This window comes from Rhizobium redzepovicii, from assembly GCF_019793435.1.
In the GTDB taxonomy this organism is placed as follows: domain Bacteria; phylum Pseudomonadota; class Alphaproteobacteria; order Rhizobiales; family Rhizobiaceae; genus Rhizobium; species Rhizobium redzepovicii.
Window position 1 is genome coordinate 134,670 of the sequence record NZ_JAILYH010000011.1, and the last position, 23,921, is coordinate 158,590.

Consider the following 23,921-nt stretch of genomic DNA (forward strand, 5'->3'; position numbering starts at 1 on the left):
ACACTCAATAAGACACCAGCAAGGCCGATCCGCCCTCCCCGAATTTCGGCTCGATGCCGAGAATGGGGGCCGCGCGGCTGATGATCTCGCGGGCGATCGGGCCAGCGGTACCGGCAGAGATCGTTCCGCCGTATTGCTTTTCGCCGGTTTTCGGCTCGTCGCAGAAGGTGATCACCGCATATTTGGGATCGTTGATCGGGAATGCGGCAATGAAGGAGTTGAAGTTCAAGGTCGCGGAATAGCGGCCGTTCACCACTTTATCGGCCGTGCCGGTCTTGCTGCCGACGGCAAAACCTGGCACGCGGGCGACGCGGCCCGATCCCTTGTATCCGTTGAAATCGAGAAGATAGCGGATCTCGTCGCTGGTCGTCTTCTTGATCACCTGCGTGGCGATTTCATCGGCCTGTTCGCGGCTGCGCGGCAGGAATGTCGGCTCGATCAGCTTGCCGCCATTGACGAGAGCGGCCGCCGCCACCCCTGTCTGCAGCGCCGTCGTCGAGACGCCGTGGCCGAAGGAAATCGTGATCGAATTGATCTTCTTCCAGACCCGCGGCTGGCTCGGCATCTTCACCTCAGGCAGCTCGGTCTGCATCTTGGTCAAGAGGCCGAACTTGGTCAGATAGTCCTTCTGCGCGTCGATGCCGACGATGTCGATGACGCGCGCCGTGCCGATATTCGACGAATACTGGAAAATCTCGGGCACGGTCAGCCAGCGGCGCTGCCCATGGAAATCGTGGATCGTGAAGCCGCCGATATAGATCGACTTGCTGGCATCGAACGTGTCGGTCATCTTCACCTTGCCGGTGTCGAGCGCCATCGCCAGCGAAAAGGTCTTGAAGGTCGATCCCATTTCGAAGGTGCCGTTGGTCATCCTGTTGAGCCAACCCTCCTTGGCTCCTTCCTGCGGATCGTTCGGATCGAAATCCGGCGCCGAGGCCATGGCCAGCACTTCCCCGGTATGCACGTCGATGACGGCAGCACCCGCCCCCTTGGACTGGAAGTTGTTGACGGCGTTGACGACCGCGTCCCGAACGATGTTCTGCACGCGCAGGTCGATCGACAGCCGCACCGGCTCGAGCGGCTGGTCGCTGGTCATGCCGACCGAGGCGAGGTCGGCGAGCCCCTGGTCGTCGATATATTTCTCCATCCCGGCGACACCGCGGTTGTCGATGTTGACGTAACCGAGGATATGCGCGGCGGTCGAGCCGCCCGGATAGAAGCGGCGCTTTTCCGGCCGGAAGCCGATACCGGGAATGCCGAGCGCCAGGATCTGGCTCTGCTGCTTCGGCGTCAGCTGCCGGCGCAGCCAGGCGAAATGCGACGTTTTGACCGAGAGCTTCTTATAGGTATCCCGGACGTCGAGCTCCGGCAGAACAGTCGCAAGCTTCTCGACCGCCTCGTCGGCATCGACGATCTTGTTGGGTTCGGCAAACAGCGAGACGGTGCGGATGTCGGTCGCCAGCACTTCGCCGTTGCGGTCGAGAATGTCGGGGCGCGAAGCCATCAGCCGATCGGGCGGCAGGATGCTGGAGACGACCTCCTGATCCTTCATCGCATATTCGACGAGACGGCCGCCGATGACGACATAGACACCCATGAAGCCGAGGATCAGCAGACCGACGCGGCTTTTTGCCTGCCCTGACTTCTTCTTGCGGGATCCCTCGATCGCCAGGCCGGCAGGAGAAGGACCGCCGAAACGATTGTAGACTCCAGCGGAGAAATGCGCCTGGCTCTTCAAGACCATGATGCGAGAAAGAAACGACATTATTCCACCGACCCCGTTTCGATCTCGTCTGCTTCATCCTCCTCCGCGGCGCGCGGCGCGGGTTTTGGAACGGGCTGCGCCTTCGTCGTGACCGTCGCGCCTTTGGCGCCGGCCAGGGCTGCACCTTTCGCGCCGGCCTCGGTCGCGCTCTTGGCGCCAGCCTTGGCCTCGGTCACGTCGGGCACGGGAACCTCGGATTTCAGCATCGGCAATTCCTTAGCATGCACCAGCGCCGTCGATTGCGTCGGCTGCAACTGCAACTCGTCATCATAGGCCTTGACCAGCCGCTCCAGCCGGTTCGGCTGCGATTGCAGCGCCCAGTCAGCCTTGAGAAGGTCGATCGTGTCCTCCTCGAGCTTGATCTCGGCTTCGAGGCGATGAACCTCCTCGAACTTCAATTCAGCGCGATGCTTGATCGTATAGGTGACGGCGGCGGTGGCCGTCATAACGCCGATGAGCACGAGATCGAACGTTTTCAGCATATCAACCTCCAAGCTTTCCGAGACTGGCGAGATTGGGAAACCCGAAGAGCGACATATCCGCAGCTTCAGCGGCGGCCTCCGTCCTCAGGCCGGCGCGCAGCTTGGCGGAGCGGGCGCGCGGATTGATCTCCGCCTCCACCTCGCTTGCCGAAACCATCGGCTTGCCGATCGCCGCGAAAGTTGCCGCCCGCTCATGCGCGACCGGCAGATGCCGCGACCCCGACGCCTTGCCGGCGCGGTCGGAGAAGAATTTCTTGACGATCCGGTCTTCGAGCGAATGAAAGGTGACGACGACGAGCCGGCCGCCCGGCTTCAGCGCTGCTTCCGCCGCAAACAGCGCCTGCGCGAGTTCGCCGAGCTCGTCATTGACGAAGATGCGCAAGGCCTGGAAGACACGCGTTGCCGGATGGATTTTGTCCTTCATCTTGCGGGGCGTGACCAGCTCGATGAGACCGGCAAGATCGCGTGTCGTCTCGAACGGCTTTTCCTCGCGGCGCTTCTCGATCGCATGCGCGATGCGCGGCGCCTGGCTTTCCTCGCCGAGGAAATGGAAGATGCGGATCAGATCGGCGACCTTGGCGCGGTTGACGACATCGGCCGCCGAAACGCCCGCGGCCGACATACGCATGTCGAGCGGCCCGTTCTTCTGGAAGGAGAAACCACGCTCGGCCTCATCGATCTGCATGGAGGAAACGCCGATATCGAGGACGACGCCATCGAGCCCGCCTTGCGGCGCATGATCGGCAAGATGCGAGAATTGCGAATGAACGAGCTTGAGACGGCCGCCATGGGCAGCAACCATTGCCTGGCCGGATGCAATCGCCGTCGGATCGCGGTCGAGCGCGATCACCTCGGCGCCGGCCGCAAGAATGGCGGCGCTGTAGCCGCCCGCACCGAATGTACCGTCGAGGATGAGCTTGCCGGGCGCGGGCGCCAACGCCGAAAGCACCTCATCAAGAAGAACAGGAATGTGACGAACCGGTCCGCCACCGGCATCAGTTGAACCTCCGCCAGGATTCGCCACCATTCCGTTCCCTCGTTCTTTCAGGAACGCTTGCCCGCCAGCTTGCGCTCCCCTCGTGCCTGCGCCTGCGCAGCCACAAAAGCCTGCGGCTGCCAAAGCTGAAAATGATCCGCCCGACCGACGAAGGTCACCTCGTCCGAGATGCCGGTAAAGCCGCGAATGAAATCCGTGACCATCAGCCGCCCCTCGGCGTCGAGCTTCATGAAGACCCCGCCTCCATGAATGAGAAGCGACATCTCGTTGGCATCCGGCGAAAACGGATCCTCCGCAGCAATCTGCCGTTCGAATCTTTCGAGAAGATCCGGACCGCCGACGCTGATCGCCGGAAACACAAAGTCCTGGAAGCAATAGAGCTCCTGAACATTGCGCTGCGCCAGCACGGACCGGAACGCCGAGGGCACGGAAACCCTGCCCTTGGCATCGATCCTGTTGGTCGCATTCGAAAGGAAGCGGCTCATCACACGAAACATCCGTTCCCGCAGGGATCCGGACCAAAAGACGCCCGAAACTCCCGATATCAGGCACAGCTTCGCAAGCCGGATGAGCAAAAACCCCTCCGACGCTTCCGGAGAGGAAGACGTCTTTGCTTTGCGATGAATGGGCAGGTGATTGCCCTGGTGCAGTGCGCATTTGGGATAGCATGGGACCATATGGGCGTCAATGGGATACGCCCATTTTGCAACAGACGCATGATCAAAAATTTATAAGCTGTTAAGTTTAACAAAGAGTTAGGATCGCCCTGTCGCGATGGTCGCGCAGCGGTGCTTTTGCAAAAAGAATTTTCAACAGGCGGACTGCATGAGCTTCCACTTGAAAACTTTCGATTTCAGCGGCTTACCGGGAAGTGATTCCTGAAATCAGGGCTTGATCGCGCCACAAAAGTTAATCGCCAGTTGGCCTGTAAGCCGGGTTCTGTATGGCTCCGGCGTGAACCGGAACGTGGCAGCCATTCCTCTGGGACAGCGTTCGCACGCTGCCTCGCGCAACCCACCCGGATGACTGGCCTGGAAACCGGCCGGAAGGCCTTTCGGCCTGCCGCGTCATCCCTATTCGGTCTTGCTCCCGGTGGGGTTTACCGTGCCATTTCCGTTGCCGGAGATGCGGTGGGCTCTTACCCCACCCTTTCACCCTTACCTGTCATGACAGGCGGTTTGCTTTCTGTGGCACTTTCCCTGAGGTCGCCCTCGCCGGACGTTATCCGGCACCGTGTTTCCGTGGAGCCCGGACTTTCCTCACCCTACCGCCTTTCGGCATTGATAGAGCGCGGCTGCCCAGCCAACTGGCAGGGGTCCCATAAACGAGAGAGATGGCAATTGCCACCGAAATCAAAATTTATTTAGCGAAATTCCGGTGTGAAATCCGTGGAGTAGCCATGTTCGCTGATTCTGCCTGACAAAAGCAGGTCAGCCCCAAGCCGGCCGATTTCGTCCGAACTCTTGGCCGAGGTGCCGGCGCAGCCCGTCAGCACCGCGATTTCAGGCGATGAGGTGTAGCCGATCATCGGGTAGCCGCTCTCCGTCTGCGAGACGACGCAGGCCGCCGTCGAAATCGAGAGCGGCGCCAAGTCGGGCACGAGACCTTCGACGATGCGTTCGTGATAGGCGCGCACGGTCTCGCGCCCCTCGGTTTTGAACCAGGCGCGCATCGCGACCTCGTCACCGAGCGCCAGATCGTCGGGATCGCCGCCGATCTTCAGGTAGAATTTGCCGTCGGGATAACGGATCGGCGGCAGCAGATAGATATGCGTGCCGGGCACATCGAGAATGAGCGACGGCATGGCCGCAAGGCGCACCGCATCGGTCTCGCTCACCTCGAAAAGCGTTACCGTCCGACCATAAACCGTCATGGCAACCGGCTTCGGCAACAGATTCTCTGCAATGGAAAATCCGCCCGCCGCCAGCAATACCTTCTCACCGCAATAGCTCCGGCCGCCGGCAGTCTCGACGACAGCCGATCCGCCCACGCTGCGGATCGAGACGACATGGTCGCGAATGACGGCAGCACCTGCCTTTTCCGCCAGCAGCGACTGTGCCTTGACCAGGCGGCGCGGGCTGATGTGGCCGGCCCCCCTTGCCTCGAAGACGCCGGCAGCGGCACTGGGAAAGGCGAAAAACGGAAAGGCGGCCCTCAGCCCAGCCTCATCGAGAAAGCGGGTCTCGACGCCGAGCGAAACGGCCGCCTGCCGGGTCCTCTCGAGATAATCGCTTCCATCAGGCGCGACGACCACGCAGCCGACCTCGCGATAGAAGTCGATGCCGCTGTCGCGGGAAATCTCGCGGTAACGGCCGATCGCGCGGTTGGCGAGCAGCGCCCAGTTGCGATCGGGATCGATGGTGCGGGTGATGCGCCCCTCGTCGTAATGGCTGGCGAAGACGCCCTGATGCGCCTTGCGATCATCAGGCTCGTCCGGGCCGATCACTCCCACGCCATCCACCTGGCGCGCCAGATGCCGCGCCGCCGCAGATCCCATCAGCCCGCGGCCGACGACGATATATTTGAAATCGACTGCCATGATGCTCCCTTTCAGGCAAAGACCGGCGTCAGCTCGCCGCCGAAATCACTGTCGCGGAGCGCACCTTCGGTCAGAAGCACGGCGCCCAGCCGTCCGAGTTCGTCGGAGGATTTGGCTGCGACGAAATTGCCGCCGGTGAGCACCGCGATGCGTGGCGACTGCGTAAATCCAGCATAAGGATAACCGGTCGGCGTGAAATTCGCCACGCAAGGCCCCGAGGTGACCGGGCAGCCGGCAAGCGCCGGCATCAACGTGAGGGCGATGCTTGCGAGATGCTCGCGTTCAGCTACGCTGCCATCCGAACGGAACCACGCGCCGACATTCTCCAGCTCTCTGAAAGACAGCATCTCGGTGTCGCCACCGAGTTTCAGGTAGGTCTTGCCGTCGGGATAACGCACCGGCGGCAGGATATAGATGTGGTCCTCCTCCCGGTCACCGAGCACGATCGTCGACGGCATGTCGCCGAAGATCGCCATCTCGTTCTCACTGATCTCGTAGAAGGCGACCGTGCGCGCCATGACCCTGGTATCGACGGGACGCGGCAGCAAGGCATTGAAATTGCTGAAACCGCCGGCAGCGACCAGCACGCGCTCGGCACTGTAGGTTCTGCCACCGGCCATCACCTCGACATGGGAACCGGCGTCGCGCACGGATGTCGCGGTTGCTTCGATCAGCGAGACACCGCCCTGTTCGGCAAGCCTCGCCTGCGCCCGCACCAACGCCCGCGGGTTGATGTGCCCGGCGCGCTTGCGCTCGAAATATCCGGTGAAATCAGGATCGACGGCAAGATAGGAAAAACGTTGGCGAAGGTCCGACGGCGCGAGGGTCTCGATATCGCTGCCGAGTGTCCGGCTGACGGTGAGCGCCCGGTTGATATAGTCCTGCTCGTCCTTTGGCGGCGGACCGGCAAAGAGGCAACCGACTTCGGAATAGAAGGAAATGCCGCTCCTTGCCTCGATCTCGCGGTAGCGGTCGAGCGCACGGGCGGCGAAACTTCCCCAGGTCAGATTGCCGTCGAACGTGCGGGTGATGCGCGCTTCGTCGTAATGGCTGGCGAATATCCCGTGATGGGCCTTGCGTTGCTCCGGCTCGCGCGGGCCGATCAGCGCAATGCCGTCGGCCATCGAGGCGAGATGCCGTGCGGCAGCCGCCCCCATCATGCCGCGCCCGATGATGATAAACCTGAAATCGACTGCCATATCTAACCTCGTGTCGAGGTGGCCTAACCTCATCGCGAGGTGGCCTAATCTCATCTCGAGGTAGCCCACCTCGTTTCAGGTGGGGATATCACGGCAAGCATCCTGATTCATATCGCAAATGCCGGAAAAATTCTCGGCCGACGCGTCCGGCGAAGCTCAGTCGAGCATCGCCAGGACCTTGCCGCAATAGGTCTTAGACACCGGGTTCATGCGCGTGGCGGCATGGCCGGCATTGTATTTCAGGATCGTGTTGCAGGTCTGCCCGCCGCCGAGCTGATGGGCGGCCGCCAGGTATTTCATCCCGTATTTGATGTTGGTCTCCGGATCGAACAGGCCCTTCTTCGTGCCGGAATAGCCCATCATCCGCGCCGTCGCCGGCTTGATCTGCATCAGGCCGATTTCGCCGGCGCTGCCGCGTGCCTTCGGATTGAAGTTGCTCTCGACACGCACGACGGCCTGGGCAAGCGCGACCGGCACGTCGTACTCAGCAGCATATTTATTGATCAGCGCGGCATAGGGAACGCTGGCGGAAAAATCGGGCATGGCATAGCCGCTCTGGCGATCGACGGTTTTCAGCGGGATGGTTTCAGCCCTGGCACCCCAGTCATCACCAGCCAAGGCAAAACTATATCCCGCCAGCAGCATGCCAACGCATGCCGCAGCACCAACAATCATATTCTTCATGTAGTCTATTCACTCCGACCCATAGAATTGCAGGACTGCGCGCCTCGCCGTCATCCGGTCATACGCGATCAAGGACTGATCGTGTTCCGCAGCAATTCTTATCGTTTCATTTGGCGCTCGTGGTTACACTTGAAAAAGCCGTGAGCGCTGTTCAGCGGGCGTTCTTAGACCATCGCAATGAGGAGATAATAGGGAAATGATGTGGCGAGGCGGTTTTCTCGCCAGCCGCAGAAATATCGGCCGGAAATCGGCCTCTTCCGCTCAGGAAAAACGCGGCAGCGCCGACAGCAGCCGGTGCAGCGTGTCGATCGTCGAGAAATCGGCGATGCCGTCCACCCGTTCAGGCCGGAAATGGCGCTGGAAAGCTTCCACGTCTCCCGCCGTCTTCTCGGAAAATTGTCCTGTGATTTCAGTGCCATAGCCATATAGAGACAGCATCGACTGCAGCGCTTCGACAGGCTGGCCGGCATCACCCTGCTGGAAGAAGCGCCCGCCGGTGATCGTTGCCGGCTCGACCCAGTGACCGACGCCCGCCCTGTGGAGCTCGCCCCATGGGAATTTCTCACCCGGATCGACCTTGCGGATCGGGGCGACATCGGAGTGCCCAAGGACCCGCTCCGGCGCGATTGACCAACGTTCGACACAGTCACGACACAATTCGATCACCGCGGCGATCTGCTCTTTCGGGTAATCGGGAAGTCCGCCGGGGTGGCCGGCATTGGCGATCTCGATGCCGATCGACAGCGAATTGATATCCGTCTCGCCGTGCCAGCTGCTCTTTCCCGCGTGCCAGGCCCGCCGCACCTCCGGCACTAGCTGCACCACCTCGCCGTTCTCATGCACGAAATAATGGCTGGAGACCTGGCTCTCGGCGCGACAGAGCCAGTCGAGCGCGCCATCCGCCGTCGGCATGCCGGTATAGTGCAGCAGGATCATGTCCGGACGGCGCCCGTCCGCGCGCTCGCCGTGGTTCGGCGAAGGCTGCACGCGGGCGCTCCCGCAGTCGGCCTCGAAAGAGGTCATGCGGCGCGGCGTTCCTTCTCGATCGCCGCATAGGCCGCATTCAGCGCCGCCATGCGCTCATTGGCGATGACATGGAACTCCTTCGGCACGCCGCGCGAGATCAGCCGGTCGGGATGATGTTCGCTGACGAGACCGTGATAGCGGCGGCGGATGGTCGGGAAATCGTCCGAGGGCAACACACCGAGCACCTTGTAGGGATCGCCGCCTGTGGAGACGTGGCGGGCGGCGATCTGCTCGAAGCGCATCTCGCTCATCTGAAAGATCTCGCCGATATGGCTGAGGAAATTCAGTTCCTTCTCATGGATCAGCCCATCGGCCTTGGCGATATGGAAGAGACCGTCGAGCACGTCTTCCAGCACGGTGCAATTGGCCGCGCAGGTAACGCAAAGCGTCGAGAGCCGTTCGGCATAGGCTTCGTAGCCGGCCACGTCCTGGCGTGCGAGGTTGTAAAGCCTGGCGACGTTCTTTGCCTGGTCCTGCGGGAATTCGAAGATTTCGCGGAAGGCTTCGACCTCCTTCTCGCTGACGATGCCGTCGGCCTTGGCCATCTTGGCCGACAGCGCGATGATCGCCACGGAGAAAGCCACCTTGCGCCGGGTCTCGGGATCACCTTCAAAAACCGTTCGGATAGCCTCGACCACCGCCGACAGCGCATTGCCCGCGGTATTGCCAATGGCATTCAACAGTTTTTCCCAGAAGGACATCGAAATCTCTCGCACGCTTGTCAACTTATATGCAGATAGCTTGACCAAAGAATCGTAGCCTTTGCAAGGCGACTATTGGTCGTAGGGCCGAACACAGTTTTCACGATTTGGTAATTGTCGCACCGCAGCAAAGGTTCCTCCTGCGCTCGGCACCTCCGCTTCGCGGCGCGCCGCGCCGGCAATTTCCACAAGAGTTCTCCGCAGTCAGAACCGGCTTGAAACGATTATATCAACTCTTCCGGCCGCAACGCGGCAGAAAGGCGCTTTTTCGTAAATTCTTTACTTTACAGGCTCCCTTCCCTGCCGCATCCATGCGCTCATGCATGTCGCCCGGAGGTGTGCAGCGGATCCGGGATAACGACATCCATGAAAACAATGCGCTAAGGCGCGTCGCTTGAATCGAATTCGAGGCGACGCCTGTAGCTGAAGCCGCCGCACCGAAACGCCATAGGAGGGATCATGGCCAAGCAGAAAGTTGCAATGCTGACCGCCGGAGGCCTGGCGCCCTGTCTTTCCTCCGCCGTCGGCGGACTGATCGAACGCTACAGCGACATCGCCCCCGACCTCGATCTCGTCGCCTACAAGTCCGGCTACCAGGGCGTATTGCTCGGCGACAGCATCGAGATCACCCGCGAGATGCGCGAAAAGGCGCCGCTGCTACATCGTTATGGCGGCTCGCCGATCGGCAACAGCCGCGTCAAGCTCACCAATGCCGCCGACTGTGTCAAGCGCGGTCTGGTCAAGGAAGGGGACAACCCGCTGCGGGTTGCCGCCGAACGCCTCGCCAATGACGGCATCACCATCCTCCACACGATCGGCGGCGACGACACCAACACCACCGCCGCCGACCTTGCCGCCTATCTCGCCGCCAACGGTTACAACCTCACCGTCGTCGGCCTGCCGAAGACCGTCGACAACGACGTCGTGCCGATCCGCCAGTCGCTCGGCGCCTGGACGGCCGCCGAAGTCGGCGCACATTTCTTCGACAATGTCGGCAACGAACAGACGGCCGCCCCCCGCACCCTCGTCATCCACGAGGTCATGGGCCGCCATTGCGGCTGGCTGACCGCCGCGACCGCCCGCGCCTATCTCCAGCGCACCAGCCGCAACCAATATGTCGACGGCCTGATGATGGACGCGCATCTGAAGAGTATCGACGCCGTCTACCTGCCTGAAATGGCCTTCGACCTCGACGCTGAGGCCGCCCGCCTGAAGGAGAGCATGGACCGCAACGGCCACGCCACGGTCTTCGTCTCCGAAGGCGCCTGCCTCGACGCCATCGTCGCGGAGCGCGAAGCCGCCGGCGAGACGGTCAAGCGCGACGCCTTCGGCCATGTGAAAATCGATACGATCAATGTCGGCGCTTGGTTCCAGAAGCAGTTCGCCAGCCTTTTGAACGCCGAACGTTCGCTCGTGCAGAAATCGGGCTACTTCGCCCGCTCGGCGCCGGCCAACAGCGACGACCTCCGGCTGATCCAGAGCATGGTCGATCTTGCAGTCGAGAGTGCGCTCAACAGAGTCTCCGGCGTCACCGGCCACGATGAAGCGCAAAACGGTAAATTGCGCACTATAGAATTCCCGCGCATCAAGGGCGGCAAGGCTTTTGACCTGTCGACGGCATGGTTTGCCGAAGTCATGGACAATATAGGCCAGAAATACAAAGAAGCGTGATTGACGGATGGTTAATATGATGTCTTTGCTTGTTCCTGAGGAATAGGAGGAGACACCATGTCACTTGAAGCTTGGCTCGCTTTTGCGGCCGCATCCGCCATCATGCTGGCCATACCGGGACCGACGATACTGCTCGTCGTTTCCTATGCGCTCGGTCATGGACGCAGGACGGCGTTTGCGACGGTGAGCGGTGTGGCGCTTGGTGACTTCACCGCGATGACGGCGTCTCTCTTCGGTCTCGGCGCCGTCCTCGCCGCCTCCGCCACCCTCTTCACCGTCCTGAAGTGGATCGGCGGCGCCTACCTGATCTGGCTGGGAATCAAGCTCTGGCGGGCCCCGGTCATCGGCGAACCGGTTGCCGACAACGACAATCTGCCGGAAGAGAAATCGCTCAAGATCTTCCTCCACGCCTATGTCGTCACCGCCCTCAATCCGAAGAGCATTATCTTCTTCGTCGCCTTCGTGCCGCAGTTCCTCAATCCGGCCCTGCCCTTCGTCGGCCAGATGGCGATCATGGAAGCAACCTTCCTCGTGCTGGCGATCCTCAACGCTTCCGCTTATGCGTTTCTCGCCCATACCGCGCGCGGACTGATTCGCAAGGCGAGCGTCCAGCGCGCCGTAAACCGCACAGGCGGCACTCTGCTGATCGCTGCAGGCGCCGTAACCGCCGGGTATCGCCGTATTGCAGCTTAGAAATAATCCGTGGTTGCCGGAATGCCACGAATAGGTTAATGGGGTCGTCGGATTTAAGCTTTTTAGTAACTTTTATAACGCTGCCGGGGCGGCGCGATTTCACGAAAGTGACGGAATGGTAGCGATCGGATTGTCCGGGCTGAAACGCAGTCTTGTCGTTTCTACGGTGCTCTGCTGTGGCGTGATGACCGGCTGCGCGAGTGTCGAATACACCTCCCAGGCCGAACTGACAGCTGCGCAGACCGTGGTGCCGATGCCGAAGCCCGGTGAAGACGCCACGCTTGCCGCAATCCCGACGGCCGAAGGCACGGCCGCTCAGGCGGTCGCCGGTGCCACCCTTTCCCCGGCATCCCCTGCCCTGACCGCAACGGCGATGCCGACCGTGACCGCCTCCCAGCGTGCCGATCTCACCATGGAGCCGGCAGCCTACGCGCAGATCCCGCTGACACCCGAGATGACGGCGATCCAGTCCGTGGTACCGACGCCGCGTCCGGGAGCGCCGGCACAGCCGGCAACGCAGCTTGCTTTTGCCGCGACACCGCAGAACGGCGCGCTTGCGGCACTTGCCGCAGTCGACACGACGCCGCGCGCCAGCATGGACTACGGTTTCGATGAATCCGGGCCGATCGATCCGCCGACGGCGCCGCCGATGTTCAGCGACGACGACAAGGACGATGCGCCGACCGTCGAAAAGAGCTTCGTCACCAAGCTCATTCAGAAATATTCGAAACTCTACGAAATTCCCGAGACGCTGCTCCACCGCATAGTCCATCGCGAGAGCCGCTACAATCCGAAGGCCTACAACAAGCGCGGCTATTTCGGCCTCATGCAGATCAAGTACAACACTGCCAAATCAATGGGTTATGACGGCGCCCCGGGCGGTCTCTTCGATGCCGAGACCAACATCAAATATGCCGCGAAATATCTGCGCGGCGCCTGGCTCGTCTCCGACAGCAAGGAAGACGATGCCGTGCGTCTCTATGCGCGCGGTTATTATTACGATGCCAAGCGCAAGGGCATGAACGACGTCGCGCAGGGCAATTACTGACAACTACCCCAGAAAGACGGCTCGGCCTATGGCCGCGGCTGGACCTGCCGCTCTGATCCGGCCTGCAGTTGCGGCATGCCCAATTGCGGCGACGCCGCCAGGACTGCCTTGAGAAGCGTTTGCGGCTGATAACCGAGCCAGCCCGGAGTCAGGCCAAGCCGGACGACGACCAGATTGGCGGACGGCACGATCGCCATGCTTTGCCCGTCATGCCCCGTCAGCCAGAACGTGTCCTCCGGCAGCCCGAATACAGCACTCGAGCCGCCGGGCGCGAGCCACGCCTGGCCTTGCGTATACCGGCCGTTCGATGCTGCCGTCGGCGTGCGCATGGCGCCGACGAACCCCTCCGGCAACAGCCGCCGGCCATTCCAGACGCCATCCTGCAGCAGGAACTGTCCGAAACGCGCCCAGTCATGCGCAGTCGCATAGAGATAGGAGCTTCCGGCAAAGGTGCCGCGCGCGTCGAGCTCGAAGACGGCGCTGGTCATGCCGAGCGGGGAGAAGAGCGCATCATGCGGATAGGAAAAGGCTGCCTGCGCATTGCCGACCCTGTCCATCCAGATGCGTGACAAGAGCGCCGCCGTGCCGCTCGAATAGCGGAACCGCTGCCCGGGTGCTGCCTCCATCGGCGCATTGGCCGGCAGCGAGACCATGTCTGGATCGAGATAGAGCATGCGCGTCACATCGGCAACGCTGCCGTAATCCTCATTGAAGGCAAGCCCGCTCTCCATGCCGAGCAGGTCGGAAACCTTGATCCTCGCACGCTGATCGTCCTTCCACTGTGCCATCAAGTGATCGTCGTCGAACGAGACCTTGCCGTCGAGCATCAGCCGGCCGAGGATGGCCGCGTTCACCGTCTTCGTCATCGACCAGCCGATCAGTGGCGTCTTCGACGAAAATCCGGGACCATAGGCTTCGGCGACGATACGGCCGCCGCGCACCACCACGATCGCCCGCATGGCCGGACCGGCAAATCGGGCATCGGCCAGCACCGCGGCGATCTTCGCGTCCGGCTGATTGCCAGTGCCCTCGCCTTGCGGCCACACCGCGTCATTCGCCTGCATCTTGGCCGGCGGATCGAACGGCACCGCGTTAATCGCCGCCTCGAAATTGCCGTCCGGCACGCTGGTGCATCCGAGAGCGCCGCGATAGAGCGCATAACTCGATGCGAACAGCCCCATGAAGCGCGCCGTCACCCGGCCGCTGTCACGCTCGACACCGACGCGAACCAGCCTCAGCAGCGGATTTCCCGGCGCCTGGACGTCGTCATGCAACACATCGTCGGCATCCCGGCTGGCGACGAAGACATTGGAGCAGACGATCTTGGCGGCGTAGCCGTCCCCGACGCGCAAGAGCTCCGGCGGCCAGGCGAAGAGCCAGCCGGTTCCGGCAGCGATGATGAGAGCCACAAGGAGAGCAAGCGCCTTCAGGACACGCAGCACAAATCGCATGGCATTCCTCCATGCCGGGAGAGAAGCAGGAATCGCGCCTGTCGGAAAGGGGCCGGTGCGAAGTAGGCGCACCATTCCGATCACTCTTCATTGATGCCGGAGCCTTCCGAGAACGGTGCCCCACAGCCCACGTCATCAAACTGTAGCAGTGGCGCGCTACACGCCCTGAACGCTAAAAAGGTGACAGACTCATGTCAGAATTTGCACCGGATGCCGGCTTCCGCAAGAACCGGAAACTCAAGGACGCCCTTCTCCGCCACAAGGCTTTTTCGAAGGAAGGTTTTTCCGAGCGTCTCTTCGGCCTCCTCTTCTCCGGCCTCGTTTATCCGCAGATCTGGGAGGATCCGGATCTCGACATGCAGGCGATGGAGCTGAAGCCCAACCATCGCATCGTCACCATCGGCTCCGGCGGCTGCAACATGCTCGCCTATCTCTCCAAAGCGCCGGCATCGATCGACGTCGTCGACCTCAACCCGCACCATATCGCGCTGAACCGCCTGAAGCTCGCCGCCTTCAAGCATCTGCCGGATCATGCCGATCTCGTCCGTTTCCTGGCCATGCCGAACGAGAAGTCGAACAGCCGCGCCTACGACCGGCATCTTGCCGTCAAGCTTGACGAGGCGACCCGCAGCTATTGGAACGGCCGCAAGTTCGGCCGCCGCCGCGTCACCGTCTTCGACCGCAACATCTACGAAACCGGTCTGCTCGGCCGCTTCATCGGCGCGGCCCATCTTCTTGCCCGCCTGCATGGCGTCAAGCTGCGCGAGATGACCAAGACCCGCTCGATCCGCGAGCAGCGCCAGTTCTTCGAAGAGCAGATCGCGCCGCTGTTCGAAAAGCCGGTGGTGCGCTGGATCACCGGCCGCAAGAGCTCGCTCTTCGGCCTTGGCATCCCGCCGCAGCAATATGACGAGCTCGCAAGCCTGGCCGCCGACCATTCGATCGCACCGGTGCTGAAGCACCGCCTGGAAAAGCTCGCCTGTCATTTCCCGATGCGCGACAATTATTTCGCCTGGCAGGCCTTCGGCCGCCGCTACGGCACTGAAGAGGAAGGCCCGCTGCCGACCTATCTGAAGCCGGAGCACTATGAAGTGATCCGCGCCAATGTCGACCGCGTCAACGTCCACCATGCAAGCTTCACCGAGCTTCTGGCCCGCGAGCCGGCCGCCTCGCGCGACCGCTACATCCTGCTCGACGCGCAGGATTGGATGACGGACGAGCAGTTGAACGACGTCTGGCGGGAAATCACCCGCACGGCGCGTGAAGGCGCCCGCGTGATCTTCCGCACCGCCGCCGAAAAGAGCATCATCGAAGGCCGCCTGTCTCCTTCGATCCGCGACCAGTGGGACTACTTCGAGGAGAAGTCGCGCGAGCTGACGGCCCTTGATCGTTCGGCGATCTACGGCGGCTTCCACATTTACGGGAAGAAGGCGTGAGCAAGGTCGGCACCGAGACGGCAGGAAAGAGCGGCGAACATGCCAGCCTGATGGATGGCATGTACCGCTACCAGCGCCATATCTACGATCTGACGCGCAAATATTACCTTCTCGGCCGCGACAGCACGATCCGCAATCTCGATGTACCCGAGGGCGGCACCCTACTCGAAGTCGGTTGCGGCACCGGCCGCAACATGGCCTTCGCCCACAGGCATTTCCCGACAGCCAAGCTGTTCGGCCTCGACATTTCCCAGGAAATGCTGATTTCGGCGCGCAAGACCTTCGCCACCAAGGCGACGATCCCGGAATTCCGCGTTGCCGATGCCACGGCCTTCACCCCGCGCGAATTCGGCGTCAGCGGCTTCGACCGCATCCTGATCTCCTATGCCCTGTCGATGATCCCGGACTGGGAGCGCGCCGTCGATGCGTCGATTGCCGCACTCAACCCCGGCGGTCAGTTGCACATCGTCGATTTCGGCCAGCAGGAAGGCCTGCCCGGCTGGTTCCGCCGCATGCTGCAGTCATGGCTCGCAAAATTCCACGTCACCCCGCGCTCCGATCTGCGGGAGCTCCTGGAAGCGCAAGCCCATGAAAACAACGCGAGATTGTTGTTCGACACCGTCGGCGGCGGTTACGCCTGGCGGGCGGCCATTATCAGCAACCGCTCATAATTCGCTTGAAACTAACCGATTTTTTACGTTGATATGGTGAAAAGAGGGTTATCCTCTGCCGACTCGTCTTTTTCGAAGGTCAGGCTGTGGGGCAAAGAGATCATTCGGTTCACGACGGGATGCCCATGCGCCGGCTTTTGTTTTGCGTTCTGCCTCTGGCCATTCTCCTGGCAGGCTGCTCCTCTTCTGGCCACGACTATCTCGAAACAGCATCGATCAAGCCGAAGACGCGATTCAAGGACACCGATCCGCAGGATTTCGGCCCGAAACATCCGCGGCAGAACCAGGTCCACGGCATCGATATCTCCAAATGGCAGGGCGATATCGACTGGGCGACGGTCAAAAATTCCGGTGTCGCCTTCGCTTTCATCAAGGCGACGGAAGGCAAGGACAGGGTCGATCCGCGCTTCGACGAATACTGGCGCGAGGCGCGCGCCGCCGGCATCCCGCACGCGCCCTACCATTTCTATTATTTCTGCTCCTCGGCCGATCAGCAGGCCGACTGGTTCATCCGCAACGTGCCGAAGGAGGCGATGCGCCTGCCGCCGGTGCTCGACGTCGAATGGAACGCCGAATCGAAGACCTGCCGCTACCGTCCCGACCCGGAAACGGTGCGCGCCGAAATGCAGCGTTTCATGGACCGGCTGGAGGCCTATTACGGCAAACGCCCGATCATCTACACCTCGGTCGATTTCCACCGCGACAATCTCGCCGGTTACTTCCAGGATTATCATTTCTGGGTGCGTTCGGTGGCAAAACACCCCGAAGTGACCTATTCCGACCGCCGCTGGGCCTTCTGGCAATATACCTCGACCGGCGTCATTCCGGGCATCAGCGGTCCCACGGATATCAATGTCTTTGCCGGCAGTGCAAAGAACTGGAACAATTGGGTCGCTGCCGTTTCCAAGGATAGAAATTCTTAGTAACGTCTTTCAATGTTTCTTGCTTCCGTCACATTCCTCTGGGAAAGCGACGGACATCCATTTGATATAAGGACCGCATCCATGCACCGCTCGCTCGCAAGCCGCTCTGCACTCGCCCTCCTGTTTGCCCTCGCCCTTGCGGGCGGCGCAGCCGCCCAGCAGGCACCTGCGGCGGATCCAGCCGCTCCGGCAGCACCCTGCGGCGGCGATCTGTCCGCCTTCCTTGAAGGCGTCAAGAAGGATGCAGTTGCCGCCGGCGCAAGCCCGGCAGCCGCCGACTCCGCTCTTGCCGACGCCGAGATCGACCCCAAGGTTCTGAGCCGGGATCGGGCCCAGGGCGTCTTCAAGCAGACCTTCCTTGAATTCTCCCAGCGCACCGTCAGCCAGGCTCGCCTCGACATCGGCCGCCAGAAGATGAAGCAATATGCCGACGTCTTTGCCCGCGCCGAACAGGAATTCGGCGTTCCCGCTGGCGTCATCACCGCTTTCTGGGCGATGGAAACCGATTTCGGCGCCGTCCAGGGTGATTTCAACACCCGCAACGCCCTGGTGACGCTGTCGCATGACTGCCGCCGCCCGGAGCTCTTCCGCCCACAGCTGATCGCCCTCATCGAGATGGTCCAGCACGGCGATCTCGACCCCGCCACCAATACCGGCGCCTGGGCCGGCGAGATCGGCCAGGTGCAGATGCTGCCGCGCGACATCATCGCCTACGGCATGGACGGCGACGGCGACGGTCATGTCCGCCTGAAGCAGAGCGGCCCGGACGCCATCCTGACGGCGGCTAAGTTCATCCAGCATCTCGGCTTCGAGCGCGGCCAGCCCTGGCTGCAGGAAGTCACCCTGCCCGATAACCTGCCCTGGGAGAAATCCGGCCTCGGCGGCACGATGACGGCAGGCGAATGGTTCGCGCTCGGCGTCAAGCCGCGCGACGGCAACACCGCCTTCGGCAACCTCGAAGGCGATCTGGTGCTGCCGCAGGGCCGCATGGGACCGGCCTTCATCGCCTACCCGAATTTCAAGATCTATCTCGAATGGAACAAGTCGTTCATCTACACGACCTCGGCCGCGTATTTCGGGACCCGGCTTTCCGGCGCCCCGACCTATCTCAAGGGCGTGCCGGAACAGGGCCTCGCCAACGACCAGATGAAGACGCTGCAGACCAAATTGCAGTCGCTCGGGCATGATGTCGGCGAGATCGACGGCATCCTCGGCTCCGGCACGCGTGTCGCGATCCAGAAAGAGCAGCAGCGCCTCGGCATGCCGGCCGACGGCTGGGCAACGCCTGCCCTCCTCAACGCTCTCTGATCGCCGCCTGCACCTCACCGCCACCCGCGTCGCAAGAAACGGGTGGCGCGGTCCGCCGTCTGCGCTAAGCATGAGCCCTGACAGCCGGTGCCGGTTTTTAGCAACCGAGCGGCTTACGGTGGAGGAACCGGTATGGACAGCAGAATGAATGCCTGGACCTGGGGCCTGCTGCTCCTGCTCGGCCTGATCTGGGGAGGCTCCTTCTTCTTTGCCCGCATTGCCGTTCAGCATGTGCCGCCGCTGACCCTTGTCTTCCTTCGGCTGCTGCTCGCCGCGCTGGCGCTTCACGTCTATATCGCCGGCCGCTTCGACGTCTATTCGATCCTCAAGGCGCGCTGGCGCGAATTCCTGATCCTTGGGCTCATCAACAATGCTCTGCCGCATGCGTTGATCTTTTTCGGCCAGACCCGCATCGGCGCCGGTCTTGCCGCGATCCTGAACGCGACGACGCCGATCTGGACCGTGCTGATTGCCAACTACTTCACCTCGGACGAGAAGCTGTCCTCGGCAAAGATCGCCGGCTGCCTCGTCGGCCTCGCCGGAACGATCGTGCTGATCGGCCCCGGCCTGGCGGCCGGCGGCGAAGCGCCGCTCTGGGCTCTGCTGCTTCCCGTGCTCGCCGCCGTCTCCTATGGCTTTGCCGCCACCTACGGCAAGCGGTTCAAGGATGTTCCCGCACCGGTCACCGCGGCCGGCCAGTTGACGGCATCCTCGCTGATAACTCTGCCGCTGTCGCTGCTGGCCGATCGTCCCTGGACGCTCCCGATGCCGCCGGTCGATATTCTCGTCGCCGTGCTGGCGCTGGCGCTGGTATCGACCGCCTTCGCCTATATCCTCTATTTCCGGATCATGGCGGCGGCAGGTGCCACCAACGCCTCGCTCGTCACCTTGCTTGTGCCGCCGAGCGCCATCCTTCTCGGTGTGCTTTTCCTCGGCGAAAGGCTCACACCCGGCGAATTCGCCGGCATGGCGCTGATCGGTTTCGGCCTCGTCATTCTCGACGGCCGCGCCTATCGCCGGATGGTGAAGACCACCTGATCCAGGTTGCGAATTCCGCGTGTTTTCAACCGCTTGCCTCTTCGCCATGTTTTCGGCGCATAGGTAAACCGGCAATCGCCGGATTTAACGGCACGTTAAAATCTGTGAACAAAAATTTATCGAATATAATCGATTAGTTTCAACGGCTTGCCGCTAGCCTCGCCGACTTGTCCACCGCGCCCTTCGGCAGCGCAGCATAGAATCCGCTTCCCAACCGACATATTTCCGACATATTATCGGCCGGTTAACGCGAGGAGACAGACATGGGACTCACGCAATCCTTGAATGTTCTGTTGGTCAGTGCAGCGTTTGCTTTCGTTCTGTCCATGCTCTTCATCTGAGCTGGCCGATGAAAGTGGAATGACTGGTAGTACCTGAACTCCCCTGATCAATCCGCTAATGAAAAAGCGCATGTCCCGCCCGACATGCGCTTTTTCACCTTTTCAAACCCTTTAGATCAGGCCGCAGCGCCCGCGCTTTTTGCCGGCCGGCGGCAAAAGCCGAGATTGTCGAGCACAGCGGAAACCAGCGGCGCGCGGTTCATCGTGTAGAGATGGAACTCATGGATGCCGCGCCGGACGAGATCCTCGATCTGTTCGGCGGCGATATCGGCGGCGACCTTTGCCCGCTCCTCGGGCTTGTCGTCGAAGCCGGCGAAGCGTTCATCGAGGAAGGCCGGGATGATCGTGCCGCAGGCGCCGGCGAAACGCTTCAGCTGCGTCAGGTTCTGGATCGGCATGATACCGGGCACAACGGGGATCGAGACCCCGGCAGCGCGCACCTTCTCCAGGTAGCGCTCGAAATTGTCGTTGTCGAAGAAGAACTGTGTCAGCGCCCGGTCGGCGCCGTTATCGGCCTTGCGCTTCAGCATGTCGATATCGGCGGCCGTGTCACGGCTTTCCGGGTGTTTTTCCGGATAGGCGGAGACCGAAATCTCGAAATCGCCGACCGACTTAAGGCCAGCCACCAGCTCGGCCGCATTGGCATAGCCGCCGGGATGCGGCTGGTAGGGGGCGCCGGCGCCGCCGGGCGCATCGCCGCGCAGCGCCACGAAATGCGTGACGCCGACCTTGCGGAACGTCTCGATCATCTGGTGCGTCTCTTCCTTCGTCGCGCCGACGCAGGTCAGGTGCGAAGCGGTGGCGAGCGGCGTCTGCGACAGGAAACGCGTGACGGCGGTCAGTGTCGGCGCCTTGGTGGTCCCGCCGGCGCCATAGGTAACCGAGACGAAATCCGGGTCCCAGTCCTGCAGTTTGCTGACCGTATCCCAGAGCTGACCTTCCATCTCCTCCGATTTCGGCGGGAAGAATTCGAAGGAGATCCCGATGTTGCGGCCGCGTGCCTCGTTATTCAAAGCCATGTCATACTCTCCCGGCAAATGTAGGTTCGGCGCCTTCGCTTAGTTGCGAAGCCATCAAGCGCCTCGGATCGCGCGCGAGCCAGACGGTGACCGTCAACCCCTGCCCGCTTTGCTGACCCGGATGAAGGTCCACGACCTGCTCGACGTCGAGCCCGGCCCTGTGCAGCCAGTCGGATATCGCCTGGTGCGAAAAGCCGAGACGGACATGCGCATGCTCGTCGCGGAGATATTCGAGCGTGTGCGGCGCAAGGTCGATGACCACGAGCCGGCCACCCGGCCGGAGCATGCGCGCCGCTTCCGCGATCGCAATTTCCGGCTGGTCGAAGAAATGCAGCACCTGGTGGATCGTCACCAGATCGAAATCCTGGCCCTCGAACGGCAGGTTCAAGATATCGGCATGGCGCACGGTGGCCTTGGTGATGCGGGACTTATCGAGATTGGCGCGCGCCACGCTCAGCATGTCGCGGCTGGCATCGACGCCGATCGCCCGCCGGTAGAGCCCCGACAGCAGTTCGAGGATGCGGCCGGTGCCGGTGCCGAGATCGAGCAGCGAATCGATCGGCTGACTGCCGAGCAGCCGGATGACGGCGGCGTCGACCTCTTCATCGGCGGCATGCAGGCGGCGAAGCTCGTCCCACTCAGCGGCGTTGCGGCTGAAATAGGCCTGCGCCCGCTCGGCGCGCTGGCGCTTGACCTGCGACAGCCTTTCGCCGTCGCGAAGCACGGTCGGATCGTTCTCGGAGACATGCTTCAGTAATGCCCGCACCAGCATCGCCGCCTTGCCCTCCTGCTTGAGGCGGAAATAGGCCCAGGCGCCTTCCTGGTAGCGTTCGATCAGTTCGGCCTCGCCAAGCAGCTTCAGGTGGCGGGAGATGCGGGGCTGGGATTGGCCGAGAATTTCGGTAAGATCGGTTACCGTCAGGTCGCCGCTGTCGAGAAGCGCCAGAAGACGCAGGCGCGTGGGCTCGCCGGCCGCCTTCATGACGTCCACCAGCGCATCCAGTCCAAGCTTCAAGGGTTCGCTCATCTTCAGTCCAATCAAGATATAAAGATATCTTTATGTGATTTGGACGATGGTGACAAGCGGCATTTCGCGCTTGAGCGAAATTGCCTGCTCAAATTGCGACAGGCCAGACGTGAAAAAGCCCCGGTAGAAACCAGGGCTTCGTGACTGCAAAAACGGCTGCAATCAGCGCGTCAGGCGCTTATGGGCCTGGCTGCCCGGATTGAGGGCATCGGGACCAAGACGACGCACCTTGTCCTGCTCATAATCCTCGAAATTGCCTTCGAACCATTCGACATGGCCTTCGCCTTCGAAAGCCAGGATGTGCGTCGCCAGGCGGTCGAGGAACATGCGATCGTGGCTGATGATGATGGCGCATCCGGCAAACGCCTCAAGCGCGCTTTCGAGCGCACCCAGGGTTTCCGTATCGAGGTCGTTGGTCGGTTCGTCGAGCAGCAGCACGTTGCCGCCGGCCTTGAGCATTTTGGCAAGGTGAACGCGGTTGCGCTGGCCGCCCGAGAGATTGCCGACCTTCTGCTGCTGATCGCCACCCTTGAAGTTGAAGGCGCCGCAATAGGCTCTGGAGTTCATATCGAACTTGCCGAGCTTGATGACCTCGGCGCCGCCAGAGATTTCCTCCCAGACGGTCTTGCTGCCGTCGAGTGCGTCGCGGCTCTGGTCGACATAACCAAGATGGACGGTCTCACCGATGCGGATCGATCCCGCATCCGGCCTTTCCTGGCCGGTGATCATACGGAACAGCGTCGTCTTGCCGGCGCCGTTCGGGCCGATAATGCCGACGATGCCGCCCGGCGGCAGCTTGATCGACAGGTCGTTGATCAGCGTGCGGCCCTCGAAGCCCTTGGTGATGCCTTCCATCTCGATGACCACCTGTCCCAAGCGCTCGCTGACCGGGATGATGATCTGCGCATCGCCGGGACGCTGCTTTTCGGCCGCCTCCACCAGCTGTTCATAGGACTTGATACGCGCCTTGGACTTGGCCTGACGAGCCTTCGGGCTGGAGGCGATCCATTCCTGTTCGCGGCTGATCGCCTTCTGGCGGCCGGCCTCTTCCCGGTTTTCCTGCTGCATGCGCTTGGCCTTGGCGAGCAGGTAGGCCGAGTAATTGCCTTCGTAGGGAATGCCGCGGCCGCGGTCGAGTTCGAGGATCCAGCCGGTGACGTTGTCCAGGAAGTAGCGATCGTGGGTGATCATCATCACGGCGCCCGGATAGTCGCGCAGATGCTTTTCGAGCCAGGCGATCGTCTCGGCGTCCAGGTGGTTGGTCGGTTCGTCGAGTAGCAGCAGGTCCGGCTGCGACAGCAGCAGCCGGCAGAGCGCGATACGGCGGCGCTCGCCGCCGGACAGGCTGGTGACATCGGCGTCGCGCGGCGGGCAGCGCAAGGCTTCCATCGCCATCTCGACCTGGCTTTCCAGATCCCAGAGGTTCTGGCTGTCGATGATGTCTTGAAGCTTGGCTCCCTCTTCCGCCGTCTCGTCGGAATAGTTCATCATCAGTTCATTGTAGCGTTCGAGCACGGCCGTCTTCGAGGCAACGCCTTCCATGACGTTTTCGAACACCGTCTTGTTGGGATCGATATGCGGCTCCTGCTCGAGGTAGCCGACCGTCGCTCCTTCGGCGAGCCAGGCTTCGCCGGTATATTCCTTGTCCTGGCCGGCGATGATGCGCAGCACAGTGGATTTACCGGCGCCGTTTGGCCCGAGAATACCGATCTTGGCATCCGGGTAGAAGGAAAGGTGGATGTTCTCCAAGATCTTCTTGTTGCCATAGGCCTTGTTGAGGCCGGACATATGATAGATGAACTGACGTGCCATGCTGCGCTGCTCCGGGCGGGAAACTTCGATTGTGCCGCTATGTAGGCGAAACAGCGCCTTCGGGCAACGCCGAAACCCGGTTTACGCAGG

Annotated in this window: 21 protein-coding genes and 1 other RNA gene; 8 read left to right on the forward strand and 14 right to left on the reverse strand. The window is 61.8% G+C overall.

The window, feature by feature from the left end; all coding sequences use genetic code 11:
• Positions 1 to 4: 4 nt before the first annotated feature.
• From K6N12_RS18945 to K6N12_RS18990, 10 genes are all read right to left on the reverse strand, one after another.
• A complete protein-coding gene (locus K6N12_RS18945; RefSeq protein ID WP_003593354.1) occupies positions 5 to 1,765 on the reverse strand; it encodes a peptidoglycan D,D-transpeptidase FtsI family protein in 1,761 nt (586 codons plus the stop codon).
• Positions 1,765 to 2,247 (reverse strand): cell division protein FtsL, encoded by a 483-nt coding sequence (ftsL, locus tag K6N12_RS18950; protein ID WP_097628241.1) that lies wholly within the window; start codon positions 2,245 to 2,247, stop codon positions 1,765 to 1,767. Before ftsL ends, K6N12_RS18945 begins: the two co-directional genes overlap by 1 nt.
• Before the next feature lies 1 nt (position 2,248).
• Positions 2,249 to 3,274: a 16S rRNA (cytosine(1402)-N(4))-methyltransferase RsmH gene (gene rsmH / locus K6N12_RS18955; protein ID WP_097628240.1), complete on the reverse strand. Its 1,026-nt coding sequence runs from the start codon at positions 3,272 to 3,274 to the stop codon at positions 2,249 to 2,251.
• 17 nt (positions 3,275 to 3,291) lie between these two features.
• A complete protein-coding gene (gene mraZ, locus K6N12_RS18960) occupies positions 3,292 to 3,729 on the reverse strand; it encodes a division/cell wall cluster transcriptional repressor MraZ (RefSeq protein WP_024320776.1) in 438 nt (145 codons plus the stop codon).
• Positions 3,730 to 4,156: 427 nt separating this feature from the next.
• An RNA gene (rnpB, locus tag K6N12_RS18965) (RNase P RNA component class A) lies at positions 4,157 to 4,554 on the reverse strand.
• 53 nt (positions 4,555 to 4,607) lie between these two features.
• Positions 4,608 to 5,783, reverse strand: a complete 1,176-nt coding sequence (locus K6N12_RS18970; protein WP_097628239.1) for an NAD(P)/FAD-dependent oxidoreductase — start codon at positions 5,781 to 5,783, stop codon at positions 4,608 to 4,610.
• Between the two features lie 11 nt (positions 5,784 to 5,794).
• The gene (locus K6N12_RS18975) at positions 5,795 to 6,982 is read right to left on the reverse strand and encodes an NAD(P)/FAD-dependent oxidoreductase (protein ID WP_097628238.1); all 1,188 of its coding nucleotides are present in this window, start codon (positions 6,980 to 6,982) and stop codon (positions 5,795 to 5,797) included.
• Positions 6,983 to 7,138: 156 nt separating this feature from the next.
• Positions 7,139 to 7,666, reverse strand: a complete 528-nt coding sequence (locus K6N12_RS18980) for a lytic transglycosylase domain-containing protein (RefSeq protein ID WP_097628237.1) — start codon at positions 7,664 to 7,666, stop codon at positions 7,139 to 7,141.
• 261 nt (positions 7,667 to 7,927) lie between these two features.
• Entirely contained in the window at positions 7,928 to 8,689 is a 762-nt protein-coding gene (locus K6N12_RS18985) for an N-acetylmuramoyl-L-alanine amidase (RefSeq protein WP_097628236.1), read from the reverse strand.
• Positions 8,686 to 9,393 carry a J domain-containing protein gene (locus K6N12_RS18990; protein ID WP_097628235.1) on the reverse strand — a complete coding sequence of 236 codons (708 nt, stop codon included), beginning with the start codon at positions 9,391 to 9,393 and terminating at the stop codon, positions 8,686 to 8,688. The genes K6N12_RS18985 and K6N12_RS18990 overlap by 4 nt, the downstream gene beginning before the upstream one ends.
• 459 nt (positions 9,394 to 9,852) lie before the next feature.
• Between K6N12_RS18990 and K6N12_RS18995 the strand changes: the two genes are divergently transcribed.
• The 3 genes from K6N12_RS18995 (at position 9,853) to K6N12_RS19005 (ending at position 12,805) form a co-directional block, all read left to right on the forward strand.
• Entirely contained in the window at positions 9,853 to 11,064 is a 1,212-nt protein-coding gene (locus K6N12_RS18995) for a pyrophosphate--fructose-6-phosphate 1-phosphotransferase (protein WP_131711341.1), read from the forward strand.
• A 57-nt stretch (positions 11,065 to 11,121) separates the two neighbouring features.
• A complete protein-coding gene (locus K6N12_RS19000) occupies positions 11,122 to 11,757 on the forward strand; it encodes a LysE family translocator (RefSeq protein WP_003593341.1) in 636 nt (211 codons plus the stop codon).
• Between the two features lie 115 nt (positions 11,758 to 11,872).
• Entirely contained in the window at positions 11,873 to 12,805 is a 933-nt protein-coding gene (locus K6N12_RS19005; protein WP_097628234.1) for a lytic transglycosylase domain-containing protein, read from the forward strand.
• 26 nt (positions 12,806 to 12,831) lie between these two features.
• Here K6N12_RS19005 and K6N12_RS19010 read toward each other — a convergent pair whose 3' ends face one another.
• Complete coding sequence (locus K6N12_RS19010; RefSeq protein WP_097628233.1) at positions 12,832 to 14,256, reverse strand: serine hydrolase domain-containing protein; 1,425 nt, start codon at positions 14,254 to 14,256, stop codon at positions 12,832 to 12,834.
• 191 nt (positions 14,257 to 14,447) lie between these two features.
• Here K6N12_RS19010 and K6N12_RS19015 point away from each other — a divergent pair, with 191 nt between their 5' ends.
• From K6N12_RS19015 to K6N12_RS19035, 5 genes are all read left to right on the forward strand, one after another.
• Positions 14,448 to 15,692, forward strand: a complete 1,245-nt coding sequence (locus K6N12_RS19015; protein ID WP_097628232.1) for a BtaA family protein — start codon at positions 14,448 to 14,450, stop codon at positions 15,690 to 15,692.
• A complete protein-coding gene (locus K6N12_RS19020) occupies positions 15,689 to 16,363 on the forward strand; it encodes a class I SAM-dependent methyltransferase (protein ID WP_097628231.1) in 675 nt (224 codons plus the stop codon). Before K6N12_RS19015 ends, K6N12_RS19020 begins: the two co-directional genes overlap by 4 nt.
• 125 nt (positions 16,364 to 16,488) lie before the next feature.
• Positions 16,489 to 17,286, forward strand: coding sequence for a glycoside hydrolase family 25 protein (locus K6N12_RS19025; protein WP_097628230.1), 798 nt, complete (start codon positions 16,489 to 16,491; stop codon positions 17,284 to 17,286).
• An 81-nt stretch (positions 17,287 to 17,367) separates the two neighbouring features.
• Positions 17,368 to 18,594, forward strand: coding sequence for a lytic murein transglycosylase (locus tag K6N12_RS19030; RefSeq protein WP_097628229.1), 1,227 nt, complete (start codon positions 17,368 to 17,370; stop codon positions 18,592 to 18,594).
• 132 nt (positions 18,595 to 18,726) lie between these two features.
• Entirely contained in the window at positions 18,727 to 19,632 is a 906-nt protein-coding gene (locus K6N12_RS19035; RefSeq protein WP_097628228.1) for a DMT family transporter, read from the forward strand.
• 457 nt (positions 19,633 to 20,089) lie between these two features.
• On the opposite strand, the gene metF is transcribed toward K6N12_RS19035, so the two are convergent.
• The 3 genes from metF to ettA form a co-directional block, all read right to left on the reverse strand.
• Entirely contained in the window at positions 20,090 to 20,992 is a 903-nt protein-coding gene (metF, locus tag K6N12_RS19040; RefSeq protein ID WP_097628227.1) for a methylenetetrahydrofolate reductase [NAD(P)H], read from the reverse strand.
• Position 20,993: 1 nt separating this feature from the next.
• Positions 20,994 to 22,019, reverse strand: coding sequence for an ArsR/SmtB family transcription factor (locus K6N12_RS19045; RefSeq protein ID WP_097628226.1), 1,026 nt, complete (start codon positions 22,017 to 22,019; stop codon positions 20,994 to 20,996).
• Positions 22,020 to 22,181: 162 nt separating this feature from the next.
• Positions 22,182 to 23,831, reverse strand: a complete 1,650-nt coding sequence (ettA, locus tag K6N12_RS19050) for an energy-dependent translational throttle protein EttA (protein WP_097628225.1) — start codon at positions 23,829 to 23,831, stop codon at positions 22,182 to 22,184.
• Between the last annotated feature and the right edge of the window lie 90 nt (positions 23,832 to 23,921).